Below are 26,572 nucleotides of genomic sequence, written 5' to 3'. Positions count from 1 at the left end.
TTATGATTTACCTATCAATTTTTTGAAGAAACTGGTTTTTTGTTCTGTATATCTCATTGGTATATCTTTACCAAGCATTCTATCTACAGCATCAAAATATGCTTTAGCAGCAATAGAATCATTGAAATGTGTGATTGGATGGCCGCTATTTGAAGCTTCTAGGATATCTTTAGACTCTGGAATAATACCTGCAATAGGTGTGTATAGTATTTCACTAACATCTTCAGCTTTAAGCATCGCACCAGCTCTTGCTCTAGCTGCATCATATCTATTAAGTAATAAATGAATTTCTTTGAATTCACCTTCTCTTTGAGCTTTAAGAGTTTTGCTAGAAAGCATACCTAGTATTCTATCAGAGTCTCTTACAGATGATACTTCAGGGTTAGTGACTATAATTGCAGCATCTGCACATCTCATAGCCATTAATGAACCTTTCTCAATACCTGCTGGAGAGTCACATAAAATAATGTCAAAAGAGCTTCTTAATTCCTCAATGAGTCTATCAACACCTTCTTCTGTTAGAGCATCTTTGTCTCTAGTTTGTGATGCTGGAATAATATACAAATTATCAATTCTTTTATCTTTGATGATAGCTTGATTGATAGTTGCTTCTTCCCTGACAACATTTATCAAATCATAGACAACTCTTCTTTCGCATCCCATTATAAGATCAAGGTTTCTTAAACCAACATCAAAGTCAATAACAACTGTTTTAAGGCCTTTTTTAGCAAAAGCATATGCAACAGCGGCACTAGAAGTGGTTTTACCAACACCACCTTTACCAGACGTAACTACAAATACCTTGCCTTGTTTTTTTTCACTCATTTTAGCCTAAGCCTCTTTTTTTTTTTTTGAATTTTTTAAAAAAGTTAAAAACCTTCTATATGTATTTTATCATCCTGCAGATAGACTATATATCCATCAGTATTTGTTGTATTTTCTACAGGTATGCTCTCATTATTTAATGTGACATACTTACCTGCGATTGATACTAGTTCCGCTCTTAGATCTTTACAAATTATTTTAGCATCTTTGTTGCCAGAACTACCAGCAATTACTCTGCCTCCAATTCTACCATACACAATAATGCTACCATCAGCAATAATTTCAGCACCATTATTAACATTTGCGGTAACAATTACATCGCAGTCACGTGCATTTATCGATTGACCAGTGCGCACCGGGGTAGTAACAATTTTAGCAGAGGTGAAGTTTTTATCCTCATCAACGCTAGCTTCTTTAACTTTACCACTTTTTAAAATATTATGACCAGCTTTAGCTAATTTTGTTTTTAACTCTTTATTGTCAACAACAAATCCTATAGGAATCATTCCATTAGCTTTAAAAGTGGCGATTACTTTTTCTAAAAAGTTAACGGTGCACTTTTCATTTTGATCAATATCGCGAATATCAATAGCAAAAGGAGTGTTATGAAAAAATGATTTAGATTGAGAGATTTTTGAATTTAATAAACTCTCAATCTGAGTAAATTCAGTTACATTGATATTAATTGCACTGATAGTGTAGTTACCACCTTTGAAATGAAAAGCTTGCTTCATGTGTAAGGCCTTAAGATTAAGAAGGTTATTTCAATTATTTTATTTTAGCTTCTTTATACATTACATGCTTGCGAATTACTGGATCAAATTTTTTAATTTCCATTTTGTTTGGCATTTCTCTTTTGTTTTTTGTAGTAGTGTAGAAATGTCCTGTTTTCGCAGAAGAAACTAATCTGATTTTCTCTCTCATGGTATTTTCCTTATAAGAAGCTTTTATTAAATTTTATGACCTTGAGCTCTAAGGTTACTAAGAACAGTATCAATACCTTTCTTGTCGATAATTCTCATACCTTTAGAACTAACTTTTAGTTTTATATACCTATTTTCACTTTCTACCCAAAATCTATGCGTATGAAGATTTGGTAGGAATCTTCTCTTCGTTTTGTTTTGAGCATGTGAAACATTATTTCCAGTAGCAGGTCTTTTACCTGTAACTATACAAACTTTAGACATTTAGAAACCCTCCCTGGGCAAATTTTATTATTTTTATAAAATATCTCAACGATTTTATTATTTTTTGGTTTAAAAGTAAACCAGTAATATAAATAAGTTTTGTTGTTTTGTGTTAGATAATATGATTTACAGCTATAGAGTTGGCGTTCCTCCAGCATTTTGGGAGTTCTGAATATTGTTGTTATAGCTGAAGTTGTTATTTCCTTCAAATAGTTCACTAGGGCTAGGATTATTATTGTGTGCAGGGGGAGTTGGGTCATTATCAACTTTTGTTGTAGTATCACTTTGATTATTATTTGCTGAAGCGGCGCTACTTTGTTGATTTTGATTCATCATGCTAGAACCAGATTTTGCAATAGTTGATCCAGATGTGATATTTTTTTCTTTAGGTAAGTATAAAGGGCCTGTCTGACCACATGCGCTTAGTACTAGAATTGCAGCTGTTATTGAAATTACAAAAAGTTGTTTCTTCATAACTTAGATAATAATTAAATTATTGATAACTTAAAATTTAACAATAAATATTTAGTTTGGCAAATGAATTATCTATTTAAACTCTAAAATGTTAAAATTTTAGCTAGTTTATTTGTTATTAGATAATCCTATGAAGTTTATTGATTTTAGTGGAGTTGGTGAGGCAACTGTTAAGGCATTAGCTAAATATAACTTACATAGTCTAAGTGATCTTTTAACAGTTTTCCCTAAAGAGTACAAAGATACGCGTTTTATAACTCCTATTAGTTCTCTAGTTGCTGATAAGAAAAGCTTAATTCAAGGACGAGTTACTAATCTGACATATAAAAAAATTGGTAAAAAATTTTTACGCTTTATTGTCAGTGATAGTACAGGTTTCTGTAGTGTGGTGTTGTTTAAATTTTATCCTAGTCAGATAACAATGCTTGAAAAGGCAGATTATGTACGCTGTTATGGCAAGGTTGAGCTATCTTTGAATCCACAAATGATTCATCCGGAATGGGCTGTTGTTAAAGATGGTGAATGTGTTTTGAAACAGAGGTTTTCAGCAGTTTATCGCCTTAAAAAGATTTCTGATAAACTGATCACTAAGCTAGTTTTGAAGCAGTTACAAGATAATAAGGTTGAAAATATTATCCCCGCCCAGCTGTTACGCAGATTTAATTTAATCAGATTTTCTGATGCTTTATATTATATCCATGCTTTGACAAATTCTATTGATGAGAAATACATAAACAAAGCGAGATTTTCTATTAAATTCGAAGAGATGCTTGCCTACAAACTGGCTGAGCAAAGCATTTGTAAAAATACTATAAAAGCGCATGCGCCACAACTGAATTTAACTGCACCACAACAAAATAAATTTTATGATAAGTTACCATATCAACTAACTAGTGCACAACAGCGCACAATCAAAGAAATTCTCAATGATATTAAACAGCCTAATGCGATGATCAGACTTTTACAAGGTGATGTCGGAGCAGGTAAAACTATTGTTGCAACTATAGCGGCATATGCTGCGGCTGAATCTGGTTATCAGGCTGCTATAATGGCACCTACTGAAATTTTAGCTGAACAGCATTATATTTTTCTTTCTCAATATCTAGCTAATTTTGATATAGAGGTCATCCCATTGATAGGTAAATTAACAGCAAAGCAAACTCGAGAAAATTTAGAGAGAATTAAGAATAAAAGAGATTGTGTTGTCGTCGGTACTCATGCGATTTTTCAAGAGCGAGTTGAATATTGCAGTTTAGGCTTAGTAGTTGTAGATGAGCAGCATAGATTTGGTGTTGAGCAGCGTTTAGCATTGATAAATAAATCATCATCAAGCGCTAACAAACTAACGCCACATCAATTAATAATCTCAGCAACACCCATTCCTAGAACTTTAGCGATGACTTTATATGGTAATCTAAAACTCTCGATTTTAGATGAGTTACCACCTAAGCGTAAACCAATAGTTACAATTGTGTTAAATAGGACTAAAAAACAAAAATTGATCGAAAAAGTTAAACAAGCGGTATCACGCGGCGAGCAAGTATATTGGGTATGTCCATTAGTTGAAGAGTCCGAAAATATGGATTTTTTGCAAGATGTCAAAACCTTATATCAAGAATTGCTTGAAGCTTTAGGTAAAGAAAATGTCGGCCTTGTTTATGGTAGTATGAAATCTAAAGATAAAATTGAGGAAATGGCCGCATTTAAGGCTAAAAAATATGCAGTACTTGTAGCAACAACTGTTATAGAAGTTGGTGTAGATGTGCCAAACGCAACTATTATGATAATAGATAATGCTGAAAGGCTTGGTATATCACAACTTCACCAGCTTCGGGGACGGGTAGGTAGAGGTACTAAAGAAAGCTATTGTATCCTGCTTTATAGTGATAGAATTAGCGAGGTTGGCAAAAAGAGATTGTCATTAGTAAGAGGGTCTCAAGATGGTTTTTACTTAGCAGAAAAAGATCTAGAGATTCGTGGTGCTGGCGATATTCTTGGTAAGGAGCAATCAGGAATATCAACCTTTAAAACTTTTGATATCAATGAGTTTTATGATAATTATGATAAAGTTTTAACGGTTGCTAATTTGTTAGAGAAAGACTACCCAGAGTCAGTTAGCAAACTAATTCAACGCTGGTTTGATAAAAGAGTAAATTATGTGGAAGTTTAAAAGATGATTTTACTAAGTCTAGTATCTATACTTATAACCTTGTTATTTACTCTTGTGTTAGCTAAAGTGCTGTATAATTCTAGTTTTAGAAAAAACAAGCTTAATTCAACTAAAGAATTAGTTATAAATGCAACAATAGTTGCTTTTGTATTTTTCTGTGTTTGTAGTCTGATATATGTATTTTTGCTAAATGTTGTTTAGTTTTTGTTGTTAATCCTTTATTAAAATATTAATATCAACGCTTTATTATCTTACTTGATTAAGTTTGTAAAAATGTACTTGCTAATAATATTCTTAATTGTACTGCTGACAGCATTATGCTCATTGTATATGCTATATAAGTTAGTAACAGGTCATGATCAGTATCCATTGCAAAAGCTTTCACAAAAGATTGCTTTAGCATTTACTGGGATTATATCTTTTACAGCTGATACTATCGGTGTTGGAAGCTTTGCAATAAACATTGCTATCGCAAAAACTTTAAAGTTGGTTAAAGATAATGAGCTTCCAGGCTTTGTTAATGGTGCCCAAGTTATTCCAGGAGCTATAGAGGCAGTGTTTTTTCTTGGTGCGTTACATGTGGATTTTATAACTTTGATAGTCTTAGTTATAGGCGCGACACTAGGTGGCTTTATTGGGGGAATATTTGCTTCAAAAATAAACATATCAACAATTAGGTTAATAATGATTGTTGCGTTTATTTTGATGTTTTTTTTATTAATTGGTAAGCTGCTAGAGATTTTACCTATAGGTGGTTCTTTAGTAAAGTTAACTGGCTACAAACTTATATTAGGGTTTATCGGGATGTTTGTTGCTGGTTTTCTGGTTTGCTTTGGCGTTGGATTATTTGCCTTAGTTCAAGCGATACTTTTTTTACTTGGAATGTCTCCAGTGGTGGCTTTCCCAATCATGACTACGGCAGGGGCAATACAGCAACCTGTGACAACTTTTGCTTTTTTAATTAACAATACAGTACCGATTAAAAAAGTTCTGATAGTTAGTTGCTTCGGTGTAGTTGGAATTTTTATTGGCTTTAACATCGTGACAACGCTTTCTGTAAATCAGCTACAGTGGTTATTAGTGATTGTGATTACATATAATGTAGTAAGCCTAACTAGATCTTTTATCAAAACAGAGCAGCCTTAATTTATTGATTTATGCTAAAAGATAATCTAGCTTAAAAATTATGGTATTACTGTTATAATAGACAATGAATGTCAGTTTTTTAAAACAAGAGGATTTAATAAATGGCTGTTATTAAGAGCGAGGATCTAATAAATAGTGTTGCAGAAGCATTGCAATACATATCTTACTATCATCCAAAAGATTTTATCGATGCGATGTATGAGGCATATCAGCGTGAAGAGTCAAAACCAGCAAAAGATGCGATGGCGCAAATTCTAATAAACTCAAGAATGTCAGCAATCGGTAAGCGTCCAATTTGTCAAGATACTGGGATGGTGTGTGCTTTTGTCAAAGTAGGGATGGATGTCAAGCTTGATAAAACTGATAGAACAATTACAGAACTTGTTAATGAAGGCGTACGTCGTGGTTATAATGACCCACATAATCCGTTAAGAGCATCTATGGTTTTCCCTCCGCATGGAGCTAGAAAGAATACCAAAGACAATACTCCAGCAATCGTGCATATTGATTTGGTTCATGGTGATAAAATTGAGGTTGATATCGCGGCAAAAGGTGGCGGTTCTGAATTTAAATCTAAATTTAAGGTGCTAAATCCTAGTGACAGTATTATTGATTGGGTTGAAGAGATGCTGCCTAATATGGGTGCTGGCTGGTGCCCACCTGGTATTATTGGCATCGGAATCGGCGGCACTGCTGAAAAGGCAATGCTTTTGGCTAAAGAATCCCTTAGTGAAGAGATTAATATCCAAGATATTATCAAAAATGGTCCACAAAATGACACAGAACAGCTAAGGCTAGATATTTATAATCGTGTTAATGCTTTAGGTATTGGTGCCCAAGGTCTAGGTGGTTTAACAACTGTTTTAGATGTTAAGATTAAAGAATACCCAACACATGCTGCATGTAAACCGGTTGCTTTGATTCCTAACTGTGCTGCTACTCGACATGTTCATTTTGTTTTAGATGGTTGTGGGGCTGTTGATTTACCCGCACCTAAGATAGGTGATTGGCCAGTGATCGAGCAAACACAAAATGATGATGTTAAGAGAATAAACCTTGATACAGTTACTAGGGAAGAAATTCAGTCATTAAGGTCAGGGGATAATGTCTTAATTAGTGGTAAGATTCTAACTGGTCGTGATGCTGCACATAAGCGTTTACAAGATATGTATAACGCCGGGGAAGATTTTCCTGTGAGCTTAAAAGATAGGTTTATCTACTATGTTGGCCCTGTAGATCCAGTTGGTGATGAAGTTGTCGGTCCAGCTGGCCCGACTACTGCTACACGTATGGATAAATTTACGCCATTTATGTTAGAGAAAGCCGGGATTATGGGTATGATAGGTAAGTCAGAGCGCGGTCAGGCAACTATTGACTCAATCAAAAAAAATAAAGCTATCTATTTTATGGGTGTAGGTGGAGCTGCTTATCTGATATCTAAATCTATCAAAAAAGCTGAGGTTGTTGCTTTTGAAGACCTTGGTATGGAAGCAATTTATGAATTTGAGGTTGAAGATATGCCAGTAACAGTTGCTGTTGACTCACTTGGGGTATCGGCTCATCAGCAGGGTCCTAAACTTTGGAAAGCAAAAATTACTAAGATAAACAAAGGCTAATAGACTATGCAGGAATTAGTATTTTTTATTATAAAAATATTTTTTGTTTTATTAGCAGTATCCGTACTAGGTATAGTAGCAGCAATAATTATTAGGAAAGATAAGCAAGATAAACAGTATCAAGATAAAAGTCATGATATTTGATTTAACTTAGATATTAGTCAAAATGCGAGTGCTTATATGGATATTATAAAAATAGATCAAAGCAATATTCATATCTATTATAACTTATCACAAATTTATGAAGCAGAATTTGCTCCTTTAACTGGTGAGATGCCTAATCAGCAAGGTTTATATACAGTTCAAACAGAAGTTTTAAATATTAATGATACTTACGGATATCTAAAATATCAAAATCAGATACCCGTAGGCTTTATGGTTATCAAGGACTTAGGGAAATATTTTGATGTTGCAGAATTCTTTATATTGCCTAGTTTTAGAAGGAAAAAACTAGGTAGTAAGTTTGCGCAGAATATTATTAAAAGCCATAAAGGTCGCTGGCAGATAAGGCAAATACAAGGTGCTGATTATGCAGTTAACTTCTGGCTTAGGGTTATTAGTGAGTTAGTCGGTGATAATTATCGGATATCAAGTGTAAATGATTCTGAGTGGGGAAGAGTAACAAGGCAAGAGTTTTACATATACTAATGATGTTATTATGAAAGATAAAATATTTGAATTTATAAAGAAAGTCCAAGCAATAGCTCATACAGGGGTTGTTTATTCAAAGTGTCCATATGCTTTAGATAATTATCATGAGCTTTTAGAGCTTAGTTCAAAAATGCTACATCAATATATCAAATCAGATGTACAGCCTTATGATATTTATAGAGATATGTGTTATCCTACACCGCAACCTGGTGTCAGAGTGGTTATCTTTAAAGACAATAAACTTATGATGGCTGAAGATGCTGATACCCCAAACGAATGGACTATTCCAGGTGGCTGGTGTGATATTGATCTCTCGCCAGTTGAGACATGTGTCAAGGAGGTCAAAGAAGAAACAGGTTATGATATTAAGGTAGTCAAATTTTTAGCCTTGATGGATAGAAATAAGTATACTCAAAGTGAGATATATAATGTTTATAGTTTGGTGTTTCTAGCAGAAATTATTGGCGGTAAAAATAATCCAAATTTCGAAGTTAATAAGGTTGATTTTTTTGACATTGATAAGTTACCAAAACTATCACATAAGCTTACAAAAACAGAGCTTGAAATTATTTTAGAAGCATATAAGCAAGATACAATATATTTTGAATAGTAAGTGAGGAAATGAATATGATAAAGGTATTTGGGATAAATAATTGTACTAGTGTTAGAAATGCACTTAAATTCTTTGAAGAAAAGGGTAAAAAAGTTGAGTATGTCGATCTTAAGAAAGAAAAGCCAACTTGGCAAGAAATGCAAAAGATAAAGCAAATTGGTAATTTTGAGACTATTGATCTATTTAATTCAAATGGTAAGCTTTTTGCAAAAATGGGACTCAAAGAGAAATTTGCTAGTTTAGCAGAAGAAGAAGCATTTAAATTATTAGTTACTGATGCATTATTGTTTAAAAGACCTCTAGTGGTAGATGGTAACTATGTTCGAACTGGATGGAATAAAAAAGAATATGAACAAAAGTGGGGTTAAATAGATTTGTAGCTTTTTTAAATTTAGCCGTTTTTTATTCTGTGGCATCAGATTTTGCTTTCTCAATCTGAGCATCTAGACTAGCAGCTTTTGAAAGATTTTGTTCTGCTTCTGCATCTAGTACTTTTACTTGGTCTTTCTCATATTGAGATTTAGAGCTATTAACTTTAGCCTCTTTATCAAGGTTGCTAGCATCTGTAGTGAGATTATTCGCTTGTAATTGATCATCTTTAGCTTTTTGATTAAGCTCCTGTTGTTGTTGCTCAAGGTCTTCTAAAGCGCGCTCCTTTTTGCTTTGCCCGCAAGATGCAAGCAGCGTCACGCATACAAGTGATGTTAATAGTATCGTTGAAAAATTCTTTAAATTCATTGTTAATTCTCCTATAGTTAATTAAGAAATTAGTGGTAGAAAATTTCTATCAATTTTAATTATGCTAAATAAGAACTTGGTTGTAAATATAAAAAGACTAATGATTTGTCAGTTGGCTATAGTGAGAGTTTATTAACAGTCAAGAAATTTTCGCCAATGATATTAACTAAATTATTAAGAAATTCCAAAACTTACTCCGCCATCAGATGCTAAACTTGTCTCATTTTCTTGATTGTTGAAGTTATAAGCGCCATTGCTAATGAATTCTGTAGCTTGAGATGTAACTTTTCTTCTTGTGAATAAACATTATTTGCTTGTTCAACAAAGCTTGTATCTTCTTTGCTTGGACTACAATAGGTAATTAAACTTGTAATTGACAGAGTTAAAGTAGTGTTATTAATCTATTTTTATATTCATATTATCTATTCTTAGCGTGCTGTAATTTAGCGTAACAGTATTATTTTAATTAAGCTTAAGAAAAGTCTTTTAGTAAAACAAAAGTAAAACTTTTTTAGAATAGATTAACTGCATGAAGAAACATAACAATACAGAAAAGTGTAATAATTCCTGCTGTAAAGTTTAACTCTTTTTTATTACAGAAGATTGAAATCAAAAACCAGACTATAATTCCAGAGGCGATACCTGTAGATATTGATGATGCTAGAGTCATCATAATGATGGTGAAAAATGCAGGCGTAGCTTGTATAAAGTCACTCCAATCAACATTTGCCACTTGCTGCATCATCATTATACCGATAAGTACTAAAGCTGGAGAAATTACTTCTATTGGGATAGAGCTTATTAATGGCGATAGAAATAAAAAAGGTAAAAACATCAGCCCAGCAAAAATGGCTGTCAGACCTGAGCGAGCACCTTGAGCAATACCTACTCCAGATTCAACAACCACAGTTGATGGACTTGAGCCTAATATCCCAGATATCATTGCACTTGTAGCATCAACTAGAAAAGTTTTCTTTAGTTCCTTATCTCTATGATTATGTTCTTTGTTCATACTACCATATAGGCTTGATATAGTTCCAGTACCATCAAATAAGCTTAAGAAGCAAAATGTAAAAATCGTGGGTAAAATAGCAAATTTCAAACCATTAACAAAATCGATTTGGCCAATTAGAGAAAAGTCAGGCAGGCTTATTATATGTGCAGGTAGAATTACTATTTTTTCGTGAGAAAAATATTCTAAAGGTAATGAAAGTATGTATCCAAAGATAATAACAATAATAATAGGTGCAGGAATTCTCTTGATAAATAAAATTATCAGTATAATTAAGCACGCTATAAATAGTAGAGTATGTACATTTAAACTATTAAGGGTTAGTAAGCCCTGATTAGAAGTTATAAAGCCACTGTTCATAAAACCAATATAGGCGATAAAAAGTCCAATGCCGGCACCTAAAGATTGTTTGATTGATTTGGGTAAGCTAAGCATGATCTTGGTGCGGATGTTTAGGATTACTAGTAAACTAAATATTATTCCTGACCAGAAAGTTGCTCCTAAAACAGTTTGCCATGGTAAGTGGTATACTGAGACTGCGGTATATGCGAAAAAAATATTCATCCCCATTCCAGGTGCAATCACAAAAGGATTACGTGTAAATAATCCTGTCATTATACTACCAAAAGCAGAGATTAGAATTGTACTAGTAACTAGCGCATTACTGGGCATACCTGTTGTTGCTAAGATTTTGGGATTAACGACGATAATGTAAGAGATTGCTAAAAAAGAGGCTAAGCCAGCTAAAAATTCTTTTTTTATCGATGTATTATGTGCCTTTAGATCAAAAAATGACTCTATCTTATTTAACATGTTAGTTGTAGATAAATAACTAAAAGTTATATTTTAGTGATTAGTAGCAAAAAAGTCTATTTACTTTGTTATTATTGTACTTTGCCACGTAAAGTTATATCCAATATATCAAGTCTTAATTAGTAAATTTTTATTGCTGCTTTTGCAAGTTCTAAGGCTTTGTTAGGTTTCGTGATAGAAATTTCTATACTTCCATGGCCTAATTGTAATTTACAAATATCAGGACATTTGTGAGTTTTGGCATGAATTTTTGTCTCTTTATCTTTGGCTTAATTAAATTCTTGCATAAGCTTAATATTATCTATGAGTTTTATTTTACCTATGACTAGGCATGGAGTATCAAGTTCAAACTTATGGTTACCCTGATATACTGTCATTCATTTAAGTTCCCTCTGGTTTATTATGATAAATGTTTTACTAAAGTTTTATATATCCGCCAGGAATAGTCTCAATTAATGATTTAAGTTCTAGTTCAAATAAAATTGATGTTATTTGATTATATGGGAGTTTTGATTGCATAATAATTTTATCAATAGTAGTTAGTTCTTTATTTATAGTATTTAAAATTATTTTTTCGGATTCGCTGAGGTTGAAGGTTTTGTTGTCTTGTGTGTTGGAGATTGGTGTTTGAGCAGCACTTGAGGTTATATTTATCTCTTCAAGAATATCATTAATGTTACAAACAAGCTTAGCTCCTTGTTTTATAAGTTCATTACAGCCTTGGCTAGTAGTACTAAAAATACTGCCTGGTATTGCAAAAACTTCTTTATTTTGCTCTAATGCAAGTTCAGCAGTTATCAAAGAGCCACTCTTACTAGCAGCTTCTACAACAACTACTCCTTTAGATAAGCCACTAATTATACGATTTCTTTGAGGAAAATTATAACGTAACGCGCCTGTTCCTAACGGAAATTCGGAAATTACTAGACCATTGGAGTTGATTATTTTATTGTAAAGCTCTCTATTTGCGCTTGGATATATAACATCTATACCAGTACCTACAACTGCAATAGTATTAAGATTATTATCAATAGCATACTTATGAGCTAAAGTATCTATGCCGTATGCTAGCCCACTTGTTATAGATATCTGTGAGCCTTTGAGCTCTGTACAAAGCCTTGCTGTGACATTTTTGCCATAGCTAGAATGATTTCTGGCGCCAACTATAGCTAACTGTTGACTATTAAGAAGATCTATATTACCGCTGCAATATAGTATCAAAGGAGAGTTCACTATTTGTTTAAGGTTAAGTGGATAACGAATATCTAAGTATGATATTATATGGTTTTTGTTATTCTTATCCAACCATTTAGAAACTTTATCTAAATACGTCAAATATTTTTTTTCATTAAGAAAATCTAGACTCTCTTGACGCAGAGATAAACTTTTTATGTATTTGCTTGGTGAGCTAACAACTTCATTAAAGTCAAAGTTATTTTCTCTAGCCTTGAGAAACCTTATATTTCCAAAATAAGGTGTAATAGAAAGAGCAATTAAGCTTTTGGTAGTATTATCAATCATTATAAAATAGTTGTTGCCATTGATTCACTTGTGATTTCTTGTAATGAGTTGACAATCAGTGCTATAGAATAGTGTCGAGACTCTCTATAAATGAAGCCATAGCCAATATACTTGGGCGGGACTGGAAAACCATCAGTTCTAGTTTCTGGTTCATATAAAATCATTTCTGCGCCAACTTTTAAACCATCTGCAGAACCTTTATTGAGTAAGACACTGTTATAAGAGGATGAGAATGTATTTGTGTTCATTACATCTTCAAGGACATTAGCTGTTATCTTACTTTTCATTTTGAAAGTTTGTTCTGGCAGTTTTTGTGAAACAATTTCATTAGGAATTACATAATCACCAACACTAGCTTCTCGATTTAGGTTAGAGATTGTCATGGCTGTAATACCTTTGAATGTATAATCATATTTTGCTGTACCTAGTCTGTAGACTTTTTTATCATCATTAAATGCAGATATTGGTTTTGGCTCAGATATTATTATAAAGTTGCTATTATCCTTAGCTGCAGTATATTGTTTATCAGCAAAAATTTTAAAGTTAATACCTAATATCGGGCGTTTCTCTCTAGAATCATATATTCTAGAAACATTATTTAGTTGATCATTATTAAGTAAATAAACATTTGAAAAGAATTTTGTATATTCAGCAGGTTTGACATGCTCTAAGTTGTTTTGTATATTTTCAATTTGCTCAATAAGTCTACTTTTTAGCGTGATTTCAACTCTTTGATTTATAGCTCTACTTGAAGTTGAATCATTTGGTGCGATAGGATCTTGGTAGCCTAATGCTTTAATTGTGATTCCATCAACAGAATCAATCCCCTTATTTACAAGATATTCTTCAACACTAGTAGCTCGATTTTTTGATAATCTGATGTTATAATCAGTTAAAATCTTTTGATCCGTCAAAATTTTTGATTCAATTTTTCCAGCGTAGCCTCTAATTGTAAATGTTGTTGTATCAGATAGTTTTAGGTATGCAAAAAGCTTATTTAATACTTCTTTAGCTTGAGCATTTAGCGTGTAGCTATCAGCTTCAAATTTTATATTTGTTTCAATTAGATTAGGACCTGTTTGCTCTTTTACACAAATAAATGATTTACTCGATTGAAGTAACTCGGGAGTACATGGTTCTAAATTAGGAAATGTGAGCGGTCCATTGTTTTTATCTTTGTCGCCATCTAGTGATTGGCAGGCTGTGATTGTTGTAATTAATGATAACGCTAAACCTAATTTTAGTAATTTTTTCATATCATAAAACCTAAAATGGTATTTTATAGTCTTAAGTTTACTATAAACTTATGAGTGTGAATAGTATTTGTCGTAACTCTAATTAATTTAATAATCTAACGATATGAAAAACCAGCATGGATGCAAACAAAAGATGACTAAAGTATTTAAATATGGTATCTTAGAGTGCAAAAAGTATATAAATAAAATAGCATGAAAATTGCTCCAAATATTTTTGTAAAAATGCACTTTAAGTTTAGACTTAAAGATGGTTCTATTGCCGAGGATACAGAGAATTATAATAGGCCTTTTGTATTTCAGATGGGTCAGGGATGTTTTACTGAAAAAGTAGAAAATGAACTTATGGGGACATCAATTGGTGAAATCAAACGAGTAGTTCTAATGCCAGAAGAAGCATTTGGTGAAAAACATCCTGCAAGCATTTACTCGGTACCTAAATATAGATTTCCTAAAGATATGCAGTTAGAAGAGGGGCTTATAGTTTCTTTTAGCCAAAAAGATGGCTCTAAGTTACCAGGGTTGATTACAGAGATTAATGAGCAAGATGTTACGGTAGATTTTAATCATCCATTATCGGGTCAAATAATCGTGTTTGAAGCTAAAATTTTAGATGTGGCTGAGAAAGAGGAGGATTTAGGTGAAGATATTACTAGCTAATCCAAGAGGCTTTTGTGCTGGCGTAAGTCGTGCTGTCGAGACAGTAGAAAAAGTCTTAGAAGTTGAAAAATCGCCTATTTATGTGCGCCATGAGGTTGTTCATAATAAAGTTGTCGTTGATTCACTTAAGAAGAAGGGTGTAATCTTTGTTAAAGAAGTTGTTGAAGTACCAGATGATGCTGTATGTATTTTTAGTGCCCATGGAGTTTCTTTAAAAGTTGAAGAGGCTGCAGCGAAGAAGAACCTGGTGCTTTATGATGCTACATGTCCTTTAGTTACCAAAGTGCATAGGGGAGTGCGTTTAGCAAGTAATAACGATGCAGAATGTATCTTGATTGGGCACAAAGGCCATCCAGAAGTCCAAGGTACTATGGGGCAGTATCGTAGTAAAAAAGGTGCAATATATCTTATAGAAAGTGAAGAAGATCTCGATAAGCTAAAAATAAATGACCCAGATAACCTTTATTATGCAACTCAAACTACTTTATCTGTAGATGAGACACTGGGAATAATACAAGCCTTAAAAAACAAATACCCAAATATTAAAGGGCCTAAAAAAGAAGACATTTGTTATGCAACACAAAATCGTCAAACAGCAATAAAAGCAATGCTTAAGTATATTGATGTTTTAGTTGTAGTAGGTTCGCAGAACAGTTCTAACTCTAACAGATTAAAAGAGTTGGCTACTTTAGAAGGCATAGATGCGTATCTTGTTGATAATTCTTTAGATGTCGATAAGTCGTGGTTTGAGAATAAAAAAGTCTGTGGTGTGAGTGCTGGTGCTTCTGCGCCAGAATACCTGGTTCAGCAAATAATTAGCCAGATATCTAAAGTTTGCTCGGCAGAAGTTGAGGTTGAGGAGTTTGAAGGTATTAAAGAAGAGGTTTATTTCCCACTGCCAAGGCTTTTGAAGCAAAAAATTGGCTCAATTAAGGTAAACTGATATGCAAAGATCAATTAGGGGTGCTACTACTGTAGACAAAGATAGTAGAGAGGATGTCATAAATGCTACAAAAGAGCTTTTGCAACAAATTATTAAGCATAATGATGTTAGAACTAGTGATATTGTAAATATAATATTTACTGCAACTACTGATATCAAATCAGAGTTTCCAGCTGTTGCAGCGCGTGAGATTGGTTTGGTTGATATTCCATTAATAGATTGTCAACAGATGATGCGTGATGGAGCTTTAGAGCATTGTATTAGAGTTATGTTGACATATAATACTGGCAAAACTCAAACAAATATTAAACATATCTACTTGCGTGGAGCTGAAGTGTTAAGGCCTGATTTATTAAGAAAATAGAAGGTGAAATGATTATGTGGTTATTAGAAAATATAGATATGAAAAGATCGAAGTATATACTACCTAGTTTGTTTACTAGTGCTAGTTTACTATTTGCTTTCTTGGCAATTATAGCAGCTTTTAATGGTAATTTTGTCTCATCTGCGGTGTATATGCTTTTAGCAGGTTTTGCAGATGCTTTTGATGGTAGAGTCGCTAGATATACACATACTCAAACTGAGTTTGGAGCTGCTTTAGATAGCTTAGCAGATGTAGTTTCATTTGGAGCTACCCCAGCTTTAGTTATGTATTTTTGGAGTTTGCATAACATCGGAGCATTAGGTGCAGCTATTTCATTTTTATACTTACTTGCTGTAGCGCTAAGATTAGCTAAGTTTGATACTATGCCTGCTGGCGATAATTCAGAGGAAAGTATAATTGAGCGTCGTTTATACTTTTATGGTATGCCATGCCCAGCTGGTGCTGTGACTATATCAGGATTAATCTGGATGGGGCAAAGAACATTTGTTGGTGATTATGCTTTTATAACTGTAATCTTAACTGTTTTCACAGCTTTATATCTTGCTTTTATGATGGTCAGTGATATTAAATTTAGAAGTTTCAAAGATAGTGATGGTAAAGGTAATATCAGTAAGCTGTATGTGATTTGTTTTATTCTGATTATTCTTATGTTATTTACGATGCCTGACAAATTGCTTTATTTGATTATGATAGGCTATGCTCTAGCAGGTCCGATATCTCATTATAGGTATAAATCTAAAATTAAAAATAGTGATCTAAATGAAGTATCATCAGTCGATGGCAAGAAAATAATAGATATTGAAAAATAGTCTTTATTCTTTGATCGTTATAAAAGCATCATGGTTTGTGTGACCTTGCTCAGCTATGATTCCAGCCGATACTCCTCCAGGTTGCTGCATAGGTCCTGGCTCATTTGACTCTAAGTCTTGTTGAGTTGGTGGCGGAACTACATAACCAAATGAATCACCTTGAGAGCTTGCGCATGATATTAAAGCCGTAGTAATTATAGCTAAAGTCAATAAAGTCGTTTTCTTCATGGTATACCTTATAAAGTTTTTGTGCCTTAATAATAACAGATTTATATTTAATTTAGATGCATTAAATGGTTTATAATTGATAGTAGTTTTCGTATAATTAACTGCAGTGTGCTTGGGAAAATAAATAATTACAATTTTTTGGGAATATTTATGGATAATTCTATTTCTTTAGTTGAGCTAGTACTACATGCAAACTTTATAGTTCAAATTATTATGCTAGCTTTAGTTGCGATGTCTGTCTACTCGTGGGCAATCATGCTTGAAGTCAATAATCGTGTTAAAAAGTATCGTAATGAACAGGTGCAGTTTGATAAGCTATTTTGGGCTGGCCACCATATCCAAAAATTATATGATTATTATTTACAACATAAAGAAAATATTTTTGGTAAGTCAATAATATTTTGTTCGGGTTTAAGAGAGTTTAATAATCTTAAAGATACTTGTATGTTAAGGGGAGATACTATCCTAGAGGGTATGGAGAGGACTGTCAGTATAGCAATATCACAAGAAGCAAAGGAGCTAGATAAAAAACTTCCAGCGCTAGCAACAATAGGAGCGGTGGCACCTTATATTGGTCTAGTTGGAACTGTATGGGGAATTATGTCATCATTTAATACTCTTGGTGGTGTCGAACAAGCGACAATTTCGGTAGTTGCACCACATATTGCTGAGGCTTTGATAGCTACAGCATTAGGCCTTTTTGTTGCGATTCCTGCGGTTATTGGTCATAGTAAACTGTCTAACCAGGTTGATGATATTTTATCAAGCTATGAGTCATTCCAAGATGATTTGTGCATCTTACTTCTAAAGGAAGCTCACCGAGATGAAATCCAACATCAAAATCAAGAAAGTTTGTAATAAAGACTTTTGCTTATGAAAAAAAGAAATAAAAGATTTTTTAGAAAACAGCGGCCTATGGTGCAAATCAATGTAGTACCTTACATTGATGTTATGCTGGTACTACTAGTAATTTTTATGATTACAACACCTATTTTAACTCAAGGTGTAAAGGTTGATCTACCTAAAGCACAATCAGAAAAGATACCTTCAAACGATAGCAAGCCAATAGTCGTTACAGTAAATAAACAGGGTGAGTATTTTATCAATCAAGGAGTTAATGATACTAAAACACCTTTAAGTTCAGGAGCATTAGCAAATGCAGTAGTGAGTTTGTCACAGCAGAATCCTGGTAAGCCCGTTTATGTGAGAGGTGATAGTAGTGCAAGTTATGGTGAGGTTGTAAAAGCTATGGCTCTTATTCAAAGAGCAGGAGTTGATAAAGTGGGGTTAGTCACAGAAGATGGCAAATCTTAATTATCATAAATTCTTACGCTTTTGTAACAAGCAAATAGAGGAGAATCCATTTTTAGTTAAGGCTATATTAATCCATATTGCTTTGATAATTTTGTTGTATATTTTATCTTTTGTCAGTAGTCTAAGATTTGAATCAACACAGGCATCTTTGAGTGCGCAAGTTTCAAATATGCCAAAGAAATTTGAGATTATCCAAGCCACCTCAATAAGTAGCAGTGAGTTAAATAAACAAATCTCTGCTTACGAAAATCATCAGCAAGAATTAAAGCAAGCGAAAGAAGAAATCAAACAAGCTAAGCTACAAGCTTTAAAGCGTCACCAGCAAGAGATGAAGGAAAAAGCTGAAGCTGAAAAGAGAGCAAAACTTGAAGCTAAAAGAAAAGCTAATTTAGCAGCAAAACGCCAAGCAGAAGAGAAAAAGCAAAAAGAAGCTGAACAAAAGCGTAAAGCTGAAGAAGAAAAGCAAGCTAAACTTGAAGCAGAACACAAGGCAAAATTAGAGGCAGAGCAAAAAGCTCTACAAGAGGTACAACGCAAAAAAGAACAAGAACTTAAAGCAAAACAACAAGCAGAGCAACAAGCAGAGCAACAAGCTCGCCAAGAGAGATTAGCAAAAGCTAGAGCAGAAGCAGAAGCCGCTGCTAGGAAACAAATTGAGCAAAATCAGGCGCAATCAGCTATTTCTAGCTATATTGCTGAGTATCAAGATCGAGTTGGTGCTAACTGGATTAAAGACTCTTGTAGAGGAATTTATGATTTACCCCGCGCAATTATTAGAGACGGTAAATTTATTAAGCTTACAGGCACATCGGGTAATTATAGATGTGATCAATCATTAATTGATGCGATTAAGAATACTACACCGCCTGTGATTACGAATAATGTGGCAAGAAAAACTATACAAACAGAAAATATAAGCTTTATATTTAAACAAAGTTAAAGAGGAATATTATGAGAAAAATCATTGTTAGCTTTTCAATAATTGTTTTTTTTATCTCTAATCTCTATGCCAATCTTGTTGCGGAGGTAACTACTGGAATAATTCAAAAACCGTTAGTTACAGTTGTTAGTGATAATGTTGTCGATCAATTTCCACAACAGCTAAATTCTGTAATAGTTGCAGATTTAAACCATAATGCTAAATTACAGGGTAATGATACGATTAAGTATGAAATTAAGCAAAAGCAAAATATTCCTTGGAAAAGCCTAAAATCTGACTATGTTGTTTTAACAAAATATACAAAGAATTCATATAATAATTATAGTGTAGAAGTACAGATTCTTAAGAGAAATGATACAAGTTATTTACAAGCAATTACTTATAAAAATATAAATGTTGCTCTAGTGAGAACGTTGGCGCATAAGATTTCTAACTATATTTATCATAAGCTTACAGGTGAGCAAGGCTTCTTTTTAACTAAGTTAGCATATGTCAAGGTAAGTAATCCATATGCAAGATATGGTAGAGTATATGAGCTTATTATATCTGACTATGATGGTTACAATAAGCATGTTGTACTAAGACAAACTGATAACCCAATAGCAACGCCATCATGGTCAAATGATGGTCGATATATCGTTTACTCAAGTTATAGCGGTGGCAGTATGGGTGTCTATACTTTAGAAATAGCAACTGGTAAAGTCACACGTATAACTAATTACAAAGGTATAAATAGTGCACCATCGTTTTCACCAGATGGTAAAGAAATCACCTTAGCGCTATCGAAAGGGTATTCTGATCAAACTAATATCTATATCATGAATTTAGCTACAAAAGCATTAAAGAGGATCACGATAAATGGTATAAATACAGCACCAAAATTCTCTCCAAATGGACAAAGCATAGTGTTTACATCTGATAGAGATGGTCGACCAAATATGTATGTAGCCTCTGTAAACTCAAAATATCCACAATCATCAATATTAAGTACAAAAATATATCAGGCATACGAGCCAAACTATACTCTAGATGGCAAAAATATAGTATTTATGAACCAAAGTTCACGTTCAAGTGGCACACAAATTGCTGATTTTAATTTAGCTAGTGGAAATATTACTATATTGACAAATGGCAAAGCAGATAGTTCACCGACAGTTTCGCCATATGGTGATATGGTTGCTTATATCTCAACCAACACTAGAGGTTATAGCTCGTTAGATATGGTATCATTAGATGGAGATAACCATTTTAATATTGAAAGCGCTGATAATGGTAATATTCTAATACAATCACCAAGTTGGTCACCAAAAAACTTTTAAGGGATGAATATGCAAGTTGCTATTAAGATATGTTTGATTGGCTTTTTCGCTTTGTTAGTTACAAGCTGCGCATGGTATAAAGGGCCTAGTTTGATGCCTAATGCAAATGCTAGCTTAGATGGTTCTTCTCTTAATGAAAGCAGTGGTCCAGGTTTTATTAGTACACTTAAATCAGCTGATAACTATGGTGCAAGTGATACAGGGTTTGCTGATGGTGGCGGTAATTATGTTGTTTCAGGATTCGATAATGATTAAAAAATAATAGGAGTTAAAAATTATGAAAAAGAATATTATAAGCTTAGCAGTTATAGGTTCTATGCTTATGTTGGCAAGTTGCTCTAGCACTAGACCAGATAATAGTGATTTAATCAAAGATAAATATGCTGGGGTAGATAGTTCACAAGCTCTAGAAATGTCTTCGCAGATTTATGGTTCTGATAAGATGAACTCAGATCAAGTTGAGCAAATGAAAAAAGAACTTATGAATATTAACTGTAGATCAGTATATTTTGGTTTTGATAGCTATAATATTACTGATGATGCTAAAGAGTGCCTTGATAAAACCGCAGACTATCTAATAGCTCATCCTGATCAACCAATTAAGTTATCAGGTAATACTGACCCAAGAGGTAGTGATAAATATAACTTTAACCTTGGTCAGAAACGTGCTGAAGCTGTATATAACTACTTACTAGGTAAGAATGTTAATAAAGATCAAATCTGTGTAGTAAGCTACGGTAAGCTAAAACCAGCTGCAGAGCCAACTCAGTTCTATGATGAGTTCTGTAAAGATGGTGTCAATGATTCATGTATGTACAAAGCATCTGAAAAAGCTTTTTACTTAGATAGAAGAACAGAGATTGATTTTGGTGCTAAATGTGATGAAAGCAATTCATCAAATTAATCGCTAATCTAAATCTAATTTTACAATTTTATCTTTTACTATTTTTTTATCTTAAATTGTTCTAAAATAGTCGCATAATTTTTTGTTTGAATTAAATACGATGATTAAAATCCCTAAAATTGGTTTTGTCAGTCTTGGCTGTCCTAAAAACCTTGTTGACTCTGAGCGTATTATAACTAAGTTAAAAGCTGAGGGTTACGATCTAGTTGATAGCTATGATAACGCTGATATGGTTATTGTTAATACTTGTGGATTTCTAAACTCTGCTATTGATGAGTCATTAGAAGTTATTGGTGAAGCAATTGCTGAGAATGGTAAAGTTTTGGTAACAGGCTGTTTAGGTAATAAGGCAGAACTAATCAAAGAAAAACATCCAGAGGTTCTAAGTATTACAGGCCCTCAAGATTATGAGAATCTAATCGAAGCTGTGCATAATCATGCGCCGATATTTGCTAATGACTTTGTTTCACTAGTGCCACCACAAGGGATAAAACTAACACCAAGACATTATTCATATCTGAAAATATCAGAAGGATGTAACAATACATGTACTTTCTGTATCATTCCTGATATTCGTGGCAAACTCAAAAGCCGTACTATTGATAATATAATGAAAGAAGCTGAAAAGCTAAAAAATGCCGGGGTTAAAGAGCTGCTTGTGATATCTCAAGATACTTCTGCTTATGGTGTAGATATCAAATACAAATCAGGTATTTGGAATAATAAAGAATATCAAAGCAACGTTATTGACCTTGCAACAGCTTTAGGTGAGCTTGATATGTGGACAAGGCTGCACTATGTTTATCCATATCCACATGTTGATAAAATTGTACCACTTATGGCTCAAGGTAAAATCTTACCTTACCTTGATGTACCATTACAGCATTCATCGTCAGAGATTCTAAGGCGAATGAAGCGTCCAGCACATACGCAGAAAACACTTGATAGAATCAATAAGTGGCGTGATATCTGTCCAGATATAACTATTCGTAGTACGTTTATCGTTGGATTCCCGGGGGAGACAGAAGCAGATTTTGAACATTTATTGGATTTTGCTGAAAAAGCGCAGCTTGATAGAGTTGGTTGCTTTAAGTACTCCGAAGTTGAGGGTGCAAAGGCTAATCAGTTTAATAATCTGATTTCTGAAGAAGTTAAGCAACAAAGACTAGATGAGTTCATGGGTTTACAAGCTCAAATAAGTGCTGATAAGTTACAACGATTCGTTGGAACAGCACAGCAGGTAATAATAGATGGGGTAAATAAAGCTGAAAACTATGCTATAGGGCGGACTAAATATGATGCACCTGAAGTTGATGGTCAAGTAATTATTGGTGATGCACTAGAAAGAAATCTACAAGTAGGTGAATTTGCAACTGTGGAGATTACCGACTCTACTGAATATGATCTAATTGCTGATTAGTTTCTCTTTATTAAATTTTCTTAATATTCGTATTGTAATAAAATAACTTAAGCTTATTTAAATCAGGAGCTATAAGCTAACTATGTATAAGAGTAGTATGCTGATTTTATTTTATGACGTATTCTCATCATTTTATAAATAAGTTATTAAATCTCAAATTAGAAGAGCTTTTTAAAGCTATTAAATAAATTCAACATAAGTGTAAGAAGCATTCAAGAATAGTTAAAGGGCAATTTACCTAAAGGTATAAGAAATAAGCCTAATACCAAACTTGATTTAGCTATATGAAGTAAAATATTGTTCTGAAAGATGTCGTAGTTCAAAAACTAAAAAAAATCTATTGACATATGTGTCTAATTTAGAATAAAATATCTAAAAAATTATTTTTAAATATTGAAATGAGAGCCGAGTTGAAAGCATTTAAAAACATTGCAGAGGCTATAACTAAGCTGTTACATCCTTTTGCAGAGGTCGTAATTCATGATTTAGTTAAGAATAAAATAGCTGCAATATTTAATCCTATATCTAAAAGAGATGTTGGTGATATATCATATCTAGACCATATAGATTTAGATGCTTATGATGAAGCTGTAATTGGACCATATGATAAGATAAATTATGATGGTCGTAAGATGAAATGTATCATTACGGTTATCAAAGATAGTCAAGATCTAGCTATAGGAACTTTATGTATAAATTTAGATGTTTCAGTGTTTGATAGATATCAAAATTTGATAAATGTATTTCTAAAGAATAATGATATACAAATGTCGCAGCAGAAACAGAGTCTTTTTAGGGATACTTTTTATGAGAAAATTAATATTTTTGTTCAGAAATATTGCTTAGATAATAATTTATCAGTCGATAATCTAACTAGAGATCAAAAGAGGGATTTGATTCTGGAACTTAAACAACAAGGAGCACTAGACGGTAAAAACGCTAGTAAATATATTGCTAATGCATTAAATATTAGTAGAGCTACTGTCTATAACTATCTTAAATAAATCATAGGAAAAATATATGTTAATTGTATTAGGAGCAATTGTAGGTTTTGTAGCTAGTTTTATTTCTACGCTACTAGGAGGAGGGGCTGGGTTAATAGCTGTGCCAGCTTTCTACTATATTATAGTTCATACTTATGGGCCAAACTTTGCGATGCAAATAGCTATAGCAACTTGTTGTGGGATGTCGATATTTTTAGGTGCAATAGCCACATTCAAACATTATAAAAAAGGCAATATTGATCTAGGAGAGCTAAAATACTATTTATTCTATCTATCAATAGGAGCTTTGATAGGTTCAATAATAGCTAAAAATATAAATACTGAGTTGCTAAAAATAGTTTTTGCAATATTATTATTTGGTAGTGGTATATGGATGATACTGCATAATGATAATAAAATCATAAATTTGACAAGAAGTGCTAAATATACTATTTTCAGTTTTTGTGGTCTTTTAAGTGTCTTAGCAAGCTCAACAACTTTTGCAACGATGTTTTTTGTCAAAATAGGCACAAACATAAAAAAAGCTATAGCAATAACTAGTGTGTGCGTAGTAATTAATGCATCTGTAGCTACATTTATACTTATATATGGGGTTAACGTTAATGTACCACTAACGTTTGGTTACCTAAGTATACCATTATTAATCTCTTCAGGTTTATTTGCTTTGGCTGGAAGTCTTTTGGCAGTTAACTATCTAGGTATAATCTCACCAAAAATTTTAAAGAGCTTATTTATCACCTTGATGTTTGTTTCTGGTATTGTGATGATCGTCTAAAAAGTTGAAAATATAAGCTTTTACTGTATACTTAATATCTCTTTGGAGAGGTGTCCGAGTGGTTGAAGGAGCACGCCTGGAAAGCGTGTATAGTTTAACGACTATCGAGAGTTCGAATCTCTTCCTCTCCGCCATTTTTATTATATTTGGTCTGTATTTTACTAATAATATCTAAAAAGGCTATAAATAATATGATAATCCCTATAATAGTTTTAATTGGTGTTTTTATACTCATTGCGATTAGACAAATTGGTAATATAAAGCTTCAAATCTGGCAAATAATGCTTTTAGGTGCAATTACTGTCTTAATCACACACCAAATTTCTATTGCTAATGCCTTGAAGTCGATAAATTTAGATGTGATGATGTTTTTATTTAGCATGTTTGTGATTGGTGTGGCGCTTGAGGAGAGTGGTTATCTTAGTTATTTATCTTATAAAATATTTAAAAGAGCAAAAAATATAAATCAACTATTATTGTATATTTTGTTTGGAGCAGGGTTAGCTTCAGCACTTGTTATGAATGATACTTTGGCTATTATTGGTACTCCGATGCTGTTATTAGTTGCGAGAAAATATGCTATTAATCCCAAAGTACTTTTATTGACATTAGCATTTGCTGTGACAATAGGTAGTGTGATGAGTCCTCTTGGTAATCCGCAAAATTTCCTTATTGCGACACAAGCTAATTTAGATAATTCATTTATAACTTTTTTTAGTTATTTGTGTATCCCAACACTGGTAAACTTGTTTGCAGCATTCCTGCTGATAAAAATTTTCTACAAAAAACAACTTAATAATAACTATCGGCTTAATCACATCCACGAATCAATAAAAGATCCGCACTTAGCATTATTAGCTAAAGTATCTTTGACTATATTACTAAGCTTAATATTTATCAAAATTATTTTGGCATTTCTACATTTTCAAATGCAAATTAAATTAGTTTATATCACTGTTATTGCAGCCTTACCGATTTTGCTTTTTAGTAAAAACAGAGTTAGGATAATGACTAAAGTAGATTGGCATAGTTTAATTTTCTTTGCAGCAATGTTTGTATTAATGGCGAGTGTGTGGCAAAGTGGATTTTTCCAATTAGCTATAAATCATCTTGATATAAACCTTGTTTCTATTCCTGTCATATTAGTGGTAAGTGTTGTGCTTAGCCAGTTAATTTCAAATGTGCCATTAGTAACTATTTATTTACCATTACTTAGTCATTTAGGCGCAACTGACAAAGAGATTATGGTATTAGCGGCAGCTAGTACTATAGCTGGTAATTTGCTAATACTTGGAGCTGCAAGTAATATTATCATAATCCATAATGCAGAAAAAAAAGCAGACCTAACAATAACTTTCTTAGAATTTGCTAAAATTGGTATTCCGATGACAGTAATTAATATTTTTGTCTATTGGATATTTTTAGCCTAATTGTTTATATCTGTATTGTAAAACTATCTTGATAGATACTTTTTCAGAGAGATGGCTGCTATCGCTAAGCTAATCCAAGCTAACATTAAAATAGTTCCACCTATAGGAGCAAGTTTCATAACATTTTGTATATTGCAAACTATAGAGATATAAATACTAAAGCTAAAAAGTACTGTACCGATAATAAAAAGAAAACTACTTAATTTAAGCATTAAGCTTTGAGATAGATGTTTACTACTTAGTAGAGCTAGACCTATACCACTAATTACAATAGCATAGATTTGATTATAGCGTAGAGCAGTCATGATAAAATCAAAATGCTCAGCTGAGATTTGTACCTTTAGACCATGCTCGGCATATGCCCCAAAAGCTACTGATATAAAACCTAAGATTGCACCAATTATTAAGTTCATTTGTTTTCC

The 26,572-nt window shown here is 33.0% G+C and carries 32 protein-coding genes and 1 tRNA gene; 22 read left to right on the top strand and 11 right to left on the bottom strand.

Going from position 1 to position 26,572, the window contains the following annotated elements:
- The 5 genes from minD to lptM form a co-directional block, all read right to left on the bottom strand.
- Positions 1-825 carry a septum site-determining protein MinD gene (minD, locus tag CGC45_RS07355; RefSeq protein ID WP_071629659.1) on the bottom strand — a complete coding sequence of 275 codons (825 nt, stop codon included), beginning with the start codon at positions 823-825 and terminating at the stop codon, positions 1-3.
- 44 nt (positions 826-869) lie between these two features.
- Positions 870-1,559 (bottom strand): septum site-determining protein MinC, encoded by a 690-nt coding sequence (gene minC, locus CGC45_RS07350; protein WP_071629658.1) that lies wholly within the window; start codon positions 1,557-1,559, stop codon positions 870-872.
- 34 nt (positions 1,560-1,593) lie between these two features.
- Complete coding sequence (gene rpmG / locus CGC45_RS07345) at positions 1,594-1,749, bottom strand: 50S ribosomal protein L33 (RefSeq protein WP_071629657.1); 156 nt, start codon at positions 1,747-1,749, stop codon at positions 1,594-1,596.
- A gap of 26 nt (positions 1,750-1,775) precedes the next feature.
- Entirely contained in the window at positions 1,776-2,012 is a 237-nt protein-coding gene (gene rpmB, locus CGC45_RS07340; RefSeq protein ID WP_071629656.1) for a 50S ribosomal protein L28, read from the bottom strand.
- Between the two features lie 132 nt (positions 2,013-2,144).
- The gene (gene lptM, locus CGC45_RS07335) at positions 2,145-2,486 is read right to left on the bottom strand and encodes an LPS translocon maturation chaperone LptM (protein WP_071629655.1); all 342 of its coding nucleotides are present in this window, start codon (positions 2,484-2,486) and stop codon (positions 2,145-2,147) included.
- Positions 2,487-2,616: 130 nt separating this feature from the next.
- On the opposite strand from lptM, the gene CGC45_RS07330 reads away from it, so the two are divergent.
- From CGC45_RS07330 to CGC45_RS07300, 7 genes are all read left to right on the top strand, one after another.
- A complete protein-coding gene (locus CGC45_RS07330) occupies positions 2,617-4,656 on the top strand; it encodes an ATP-dependent DNA helicase RecG (protein ID WP_071629654.1) in 2,040 nt (679 codons plus the stop codon).
- Positions 4,657-4,929: 273 nt separating this feature from the next.
- Positions 4,930-5,802, top strand: coding sequence for a sulfite exporter TauE/SafE family protein (locus CGC45_RS07320; protein ID WP_071629652.1), 873 nt, complete (start codon positions 4,930-4,932; stop codon positions 5,800-5,802).
- Between the two features lie 101 nt (positions 5,803-5,903).
- A complete protein-coding gene (locus CGC45_RS07315; protein WP_071629651.1) occupies positions 5,904-7,418 on the top strand; it encodes a fumarate hydratase in 1,515 nt (504 codons plus the stop codon).
- Positions 7,419-7,424: 6 nt separating this feature from the next.
- Positions 7,425-7,562, top strand: a complete 138-nt coding sequence (locus CGC45_RS09095; RefSeq protein ID WP_165437521.1) for a hypothetical protein — start codon at positions 7,425-7,427, stop codon at positions 7,560-7,562.
- Between the two features lie 36 nt (positions 7,563-7,598).
- A complete protein-coding gene (locus CGC45_RS07310) occupies positions 7,599-8,066 on the top strand; it encodes a hypothetical protein (protein WP_071629650.1) in 468 nt (155 codons plus the stop codon).
- A gap of 10 nt (positions 8,067-8,076) precedes the next feature.
- A complete protein-coding gene (locus CGC45_RS07305) occupies positions 8,077-8,679 on the top strand; it encodes an NUDIX hydrolase N-terminal domain-containing protein (RefSeq protein WP_114702118.1) in 603 nt (200 codons plus the stop codon).
- A gap of 17 nt (positions 8,680-8,696) precedes the next feature.
- Complete coding sequence (locus CGC45_RS07300; protein WP_071629984.1) at positions 8,697-9,050, top strand: arsenate reductase family protein; 354 nt, start codon at positions 8,697-8,699, stop codon at positions 9,048-9,050.
- Between the two features lie 34 nt (positions 9,051-9,084).
- On the opposite strand, the gene CGC45_RS07295 is transcribed toward CGC45_RS07300, so the two are convergent.
- The 4 genes from CGC45_RS07295 to CGC45_RS07275 form a co-directional block, all read right to left on the bottom strand.
- Positions 9,085-9,420 (bottom strand): hypothetical protein, encoded by a 336-nt coding sequence (locus CGC45_RS07295; RefSeq protein WP_071629648.1) that lies wholly within the window; start codon positions 9,418-9,420, stop codon positions 9,085-9,087.
- Between the two features lie 511 nt (positions 9,421-9,931).
- Positions 9,932-11,245: an NCS2 family permease gene (locus CGC45_RS07285; protein ID WP_071629647.1), complete on the bottom strand. Its 1,314-nt coding sequence runs from the start codon at positions 11,243-11,245 to the stop codon at positions 9,932-9,934.
- 417 nt (positions 11,246-11,662) lie between these two features.
- Entirely contained in the window at positions 11,663-12,766 is a 1,104-nt protein-coding gene (dprA, locus tag CGC45_RS07280) for a DNA-processing protein DprA (RefSeq protein WP_071629646.1), read from the bottom strand.
- A complete protein-coding gene (locus CGC45_RS07275) occupies positions 12,766-14,022 on the bottom strand; it encodes an OmpA family protein (protein ID WP_071629645.1) in 1,257 nt (418 codons plus the stop codon). Before CGC45_RS07275 ends, dprA begins: the two co-directional genes overlap by 1 nt.
- Positions 14,023-14,214: 192 nt before the next feature.
- Here CGC45_RS07275 and CGC45_RS07270 point away from each other — a divergent pair, with 192 nt between their 5' ends.
- Genes CGC45_RS07270 through CGC45_RS07255 form a run of 4 tightly spaced genes read left to right on the top strand, consistent with a single transcriptional unit; the run spans position 14,215 to position 16,816 of the window.
- Positions 14,215-14,679 carry an FKBP-type peptidyl-prolyl cis-trans isomerase gene (locus tag CGC45_RS07270; protein WP_071629644.1) on the top strand — a complete coding sequence of 155 codons (465 nt, stop codon included), beginning with the start codon at positions 14,215-14,217 and terminating at the stop codon, positions 14,677-14,679.
- Entirely contained in the window at positions 14,660-15,622 is a 963-nt protein-coding gene (ispH, locus tag CGC45_RS07265; RefSeq protein WP_071629643.1) for a 4-hydroxy-3-methylbut-2-enyl diphosphate reductase, read from the top strand. The genes CGC45_RS07270 and ispH overlap by 20 nt, the downstream gene beginning before the upstream one ends.
- A gap of 1 nt (position 15,623) precedes the next feature.
- Complete coding sequence (gene aroH / locus CGC45_RS07260) at positions 15,624-15,986, top strand: chorismate mutase (RefSeq protein WP_071629642.1); 363 nt, start codon at positions 15,624-15,626, stop codon at positions 15,984-15,986.
- Positions 15,987-15,994: 8 nt separating this feature from the next.
- A complete protein-coding gene (locus CGC45_RS07255) occupies positions 15,995-16,816 on the top strand; it encodes a CDP-alcohol phosphatidyltransferase family protein (protein ID WP_114702117.1) in 822 nt (273 codons plus the stop codon).
- A 3-nt stretch (positions 16,817-16,819) separates the two neighbouring features.
- On the opposite strand, the gene CGC45_RS07250 is transcribed toward CGC45_RS07255, so the two are convergent.
- The gene (locus tag CGC45_RS07250) at positions 16,820-17,044 is read right to left on the bottom strand and encodes a hypothetical protein (protein ID WP_071629640.1); all 225 of its coding nucleotides are present in this window, start codon (positions 17,042-17,044) and stop codon (positions 16,820-16,822) included.
- 150 nt (positions 17,045-17,194) lie between these two features.
- Here CGC45_RS07250 and tolQ point away from each other — a divergent pair, with 150 nt between their 5' ends.
- The 11 genes from tolQ to CGC45_RS07195 all read left to right on the top strand — a co-directional run bounded on the left by tolQ (position 17,195) and on the right by CGC45_RS07195 (position 26,150).
- A complete protein-coding gene (gene tolQ, locus CGC45_RS07245) occupies positions 17,195-17,902 on the top strand; it encodes a protein TolQ (protein WP_071629639.1) in 708 nt (235 codons plus the stop codon).
- Positions 17,903-17,917: 15 nt separating this feature from the next.
- Positions 17,918-18,358: a protein TolR gene (tolR, locus tag CGC45_RS07240; protein WP_071629638.1), complete on the top strand. Its 441-nt coding sequence runs from the start codon at positions 17,918-17,920 to the stop codon at positions 18,356-18,358.
- On the top strand, positions 18,345-19,298 hold the full coding sequence (gene tolA, locus CGC45_RS07235; RefSeq protein WP_071629637.1) for a cell envelope integrity protein TolA: 954 nt from the start codon (positions 18,345-18,347) through the stop codon (positions 19,296-19,298). Before tolR ends, tolA begins: the two co-directional genes overlap by 14 nt.
- 11 nt (positions 19,299-19,309) lie before the next feature.
- Complete coding sequence (locus tag CGC45_RS07230; RefSeq protein ID WP_071629636.1) at positions 19,310-20,617, top strand: beta-propeller domain-containing protein; 1,308 nt, start codon at positions 19,310-19,312, stop codon at positions 20,615-20,617.
- Positions 20,618-20,626: 9 nt separating this feature from the next.
- Positions 20,627-20,872: a hypothetical protein gene (locus CGC45_RS07225; RefSeq protein ID WP_071629635.1), complete on the top strand. Its 246-nt coding sequence runs from the start codon at positions 20,627-20,629 to the stop codon at positions 20,870-20,872.
- A 19-nt stretch (positions 20,873-20,891) separates the two neighbouring features.
- Positions 20,892-21,521 (top strand): OmpA family protein, encoded by a 630-nt coding sequence (locus CGC45_RS07220; RefSeq protein WP_071629634.1) that lies wholly within the window; start codon positions 20,892-20,894, stop codon positions 21,519-21,521.
- A gap of 100 nt (positions 21,522-21,621) precedes the next feature.
- Complete coding sequence (rimO, locus tag CGC45_RS07215; RefSeq protein ID WP_071629633.1) at positions 21,622-22,941, top strand: 30S ribosomal protein S12 methylthiotransferase RimO; 1,320 nt, start codon at positions 21,622-21,624, stop codon at positions 22,939-22,941.
- Between the two features lie 398 nt (positions 22,942-23,339).
- Positions 23,340-23,945: a helix-turn-helix transcriptional regulator gene (locus CGC45_RS07210; RefSeq protein WP_071629632.1), complete on the top strand. Its 606-nt coding sequence runs from the start codon at positions 23,340-23,342 to the stop codon at positions 23,943-23,945.
- 16 nt (positions 23,946-23,961) lie between these two features.
- On the top strand, positions 23,962-24,720 hold the full coding sequence (locus tag CGC45_RS07205; protein ID WP_071629631.1) for a sulfite exporter TauE/SafE family protein: 759 nt from the start codon (positions 23,962-23,964) through the stop codon (positions 24,718-24,720).
- Between the two features lie 44 nt (positions 24,721-24,764).
- A tRNA-Ser gene (locus tag CGC45_RS07200) sits at positions 24,765-24,854 on the top strand.
- Between the two features lie 57 nt (positions 24,855-24,911).
- Positions 24,912-26,150: an ArsB/NhaD family transporter gene (locus CGC45_RS07195; RefSeq protein ID WP_071629630.1), complete on the top strand. Its 1,239-nt coding sequence runs from the start codon at positions 24,912-24,914 to the stop codon at positions 26,148-26,150.
- A gap of 23 nt (positions 26,151-26,173) precedes the next feature.
- On the opposite strand, the gene CGC45_RS07190 is transcribed toward CGC45_RS07195, so the two are convergent.
- A complete protein-coding gene (locus CGC45_RS07190) occupies positions 26,174-26,563 on the bottom strand; it encodes a DUF423 domain-containing protein (protein ID WP_071629629.1) in 390 nt (129 codons plus the stop codon).
- Between the last annotated feature and the right edge of the window lie 9 nt (positions 26,564-26,572).

It is taken from the genome of Francisella opportunistica (assembly GCF_003347135.1).
Classification (GTDB): Bacteria; Pseudomonadota; Gammaproteobacteria; order Francisellales; family Francisellaceae; genus Francisella; species Francisella opportunistica.
This window is presented reverse-complemented; position numbering and strand designations above follow the sequence as displayed.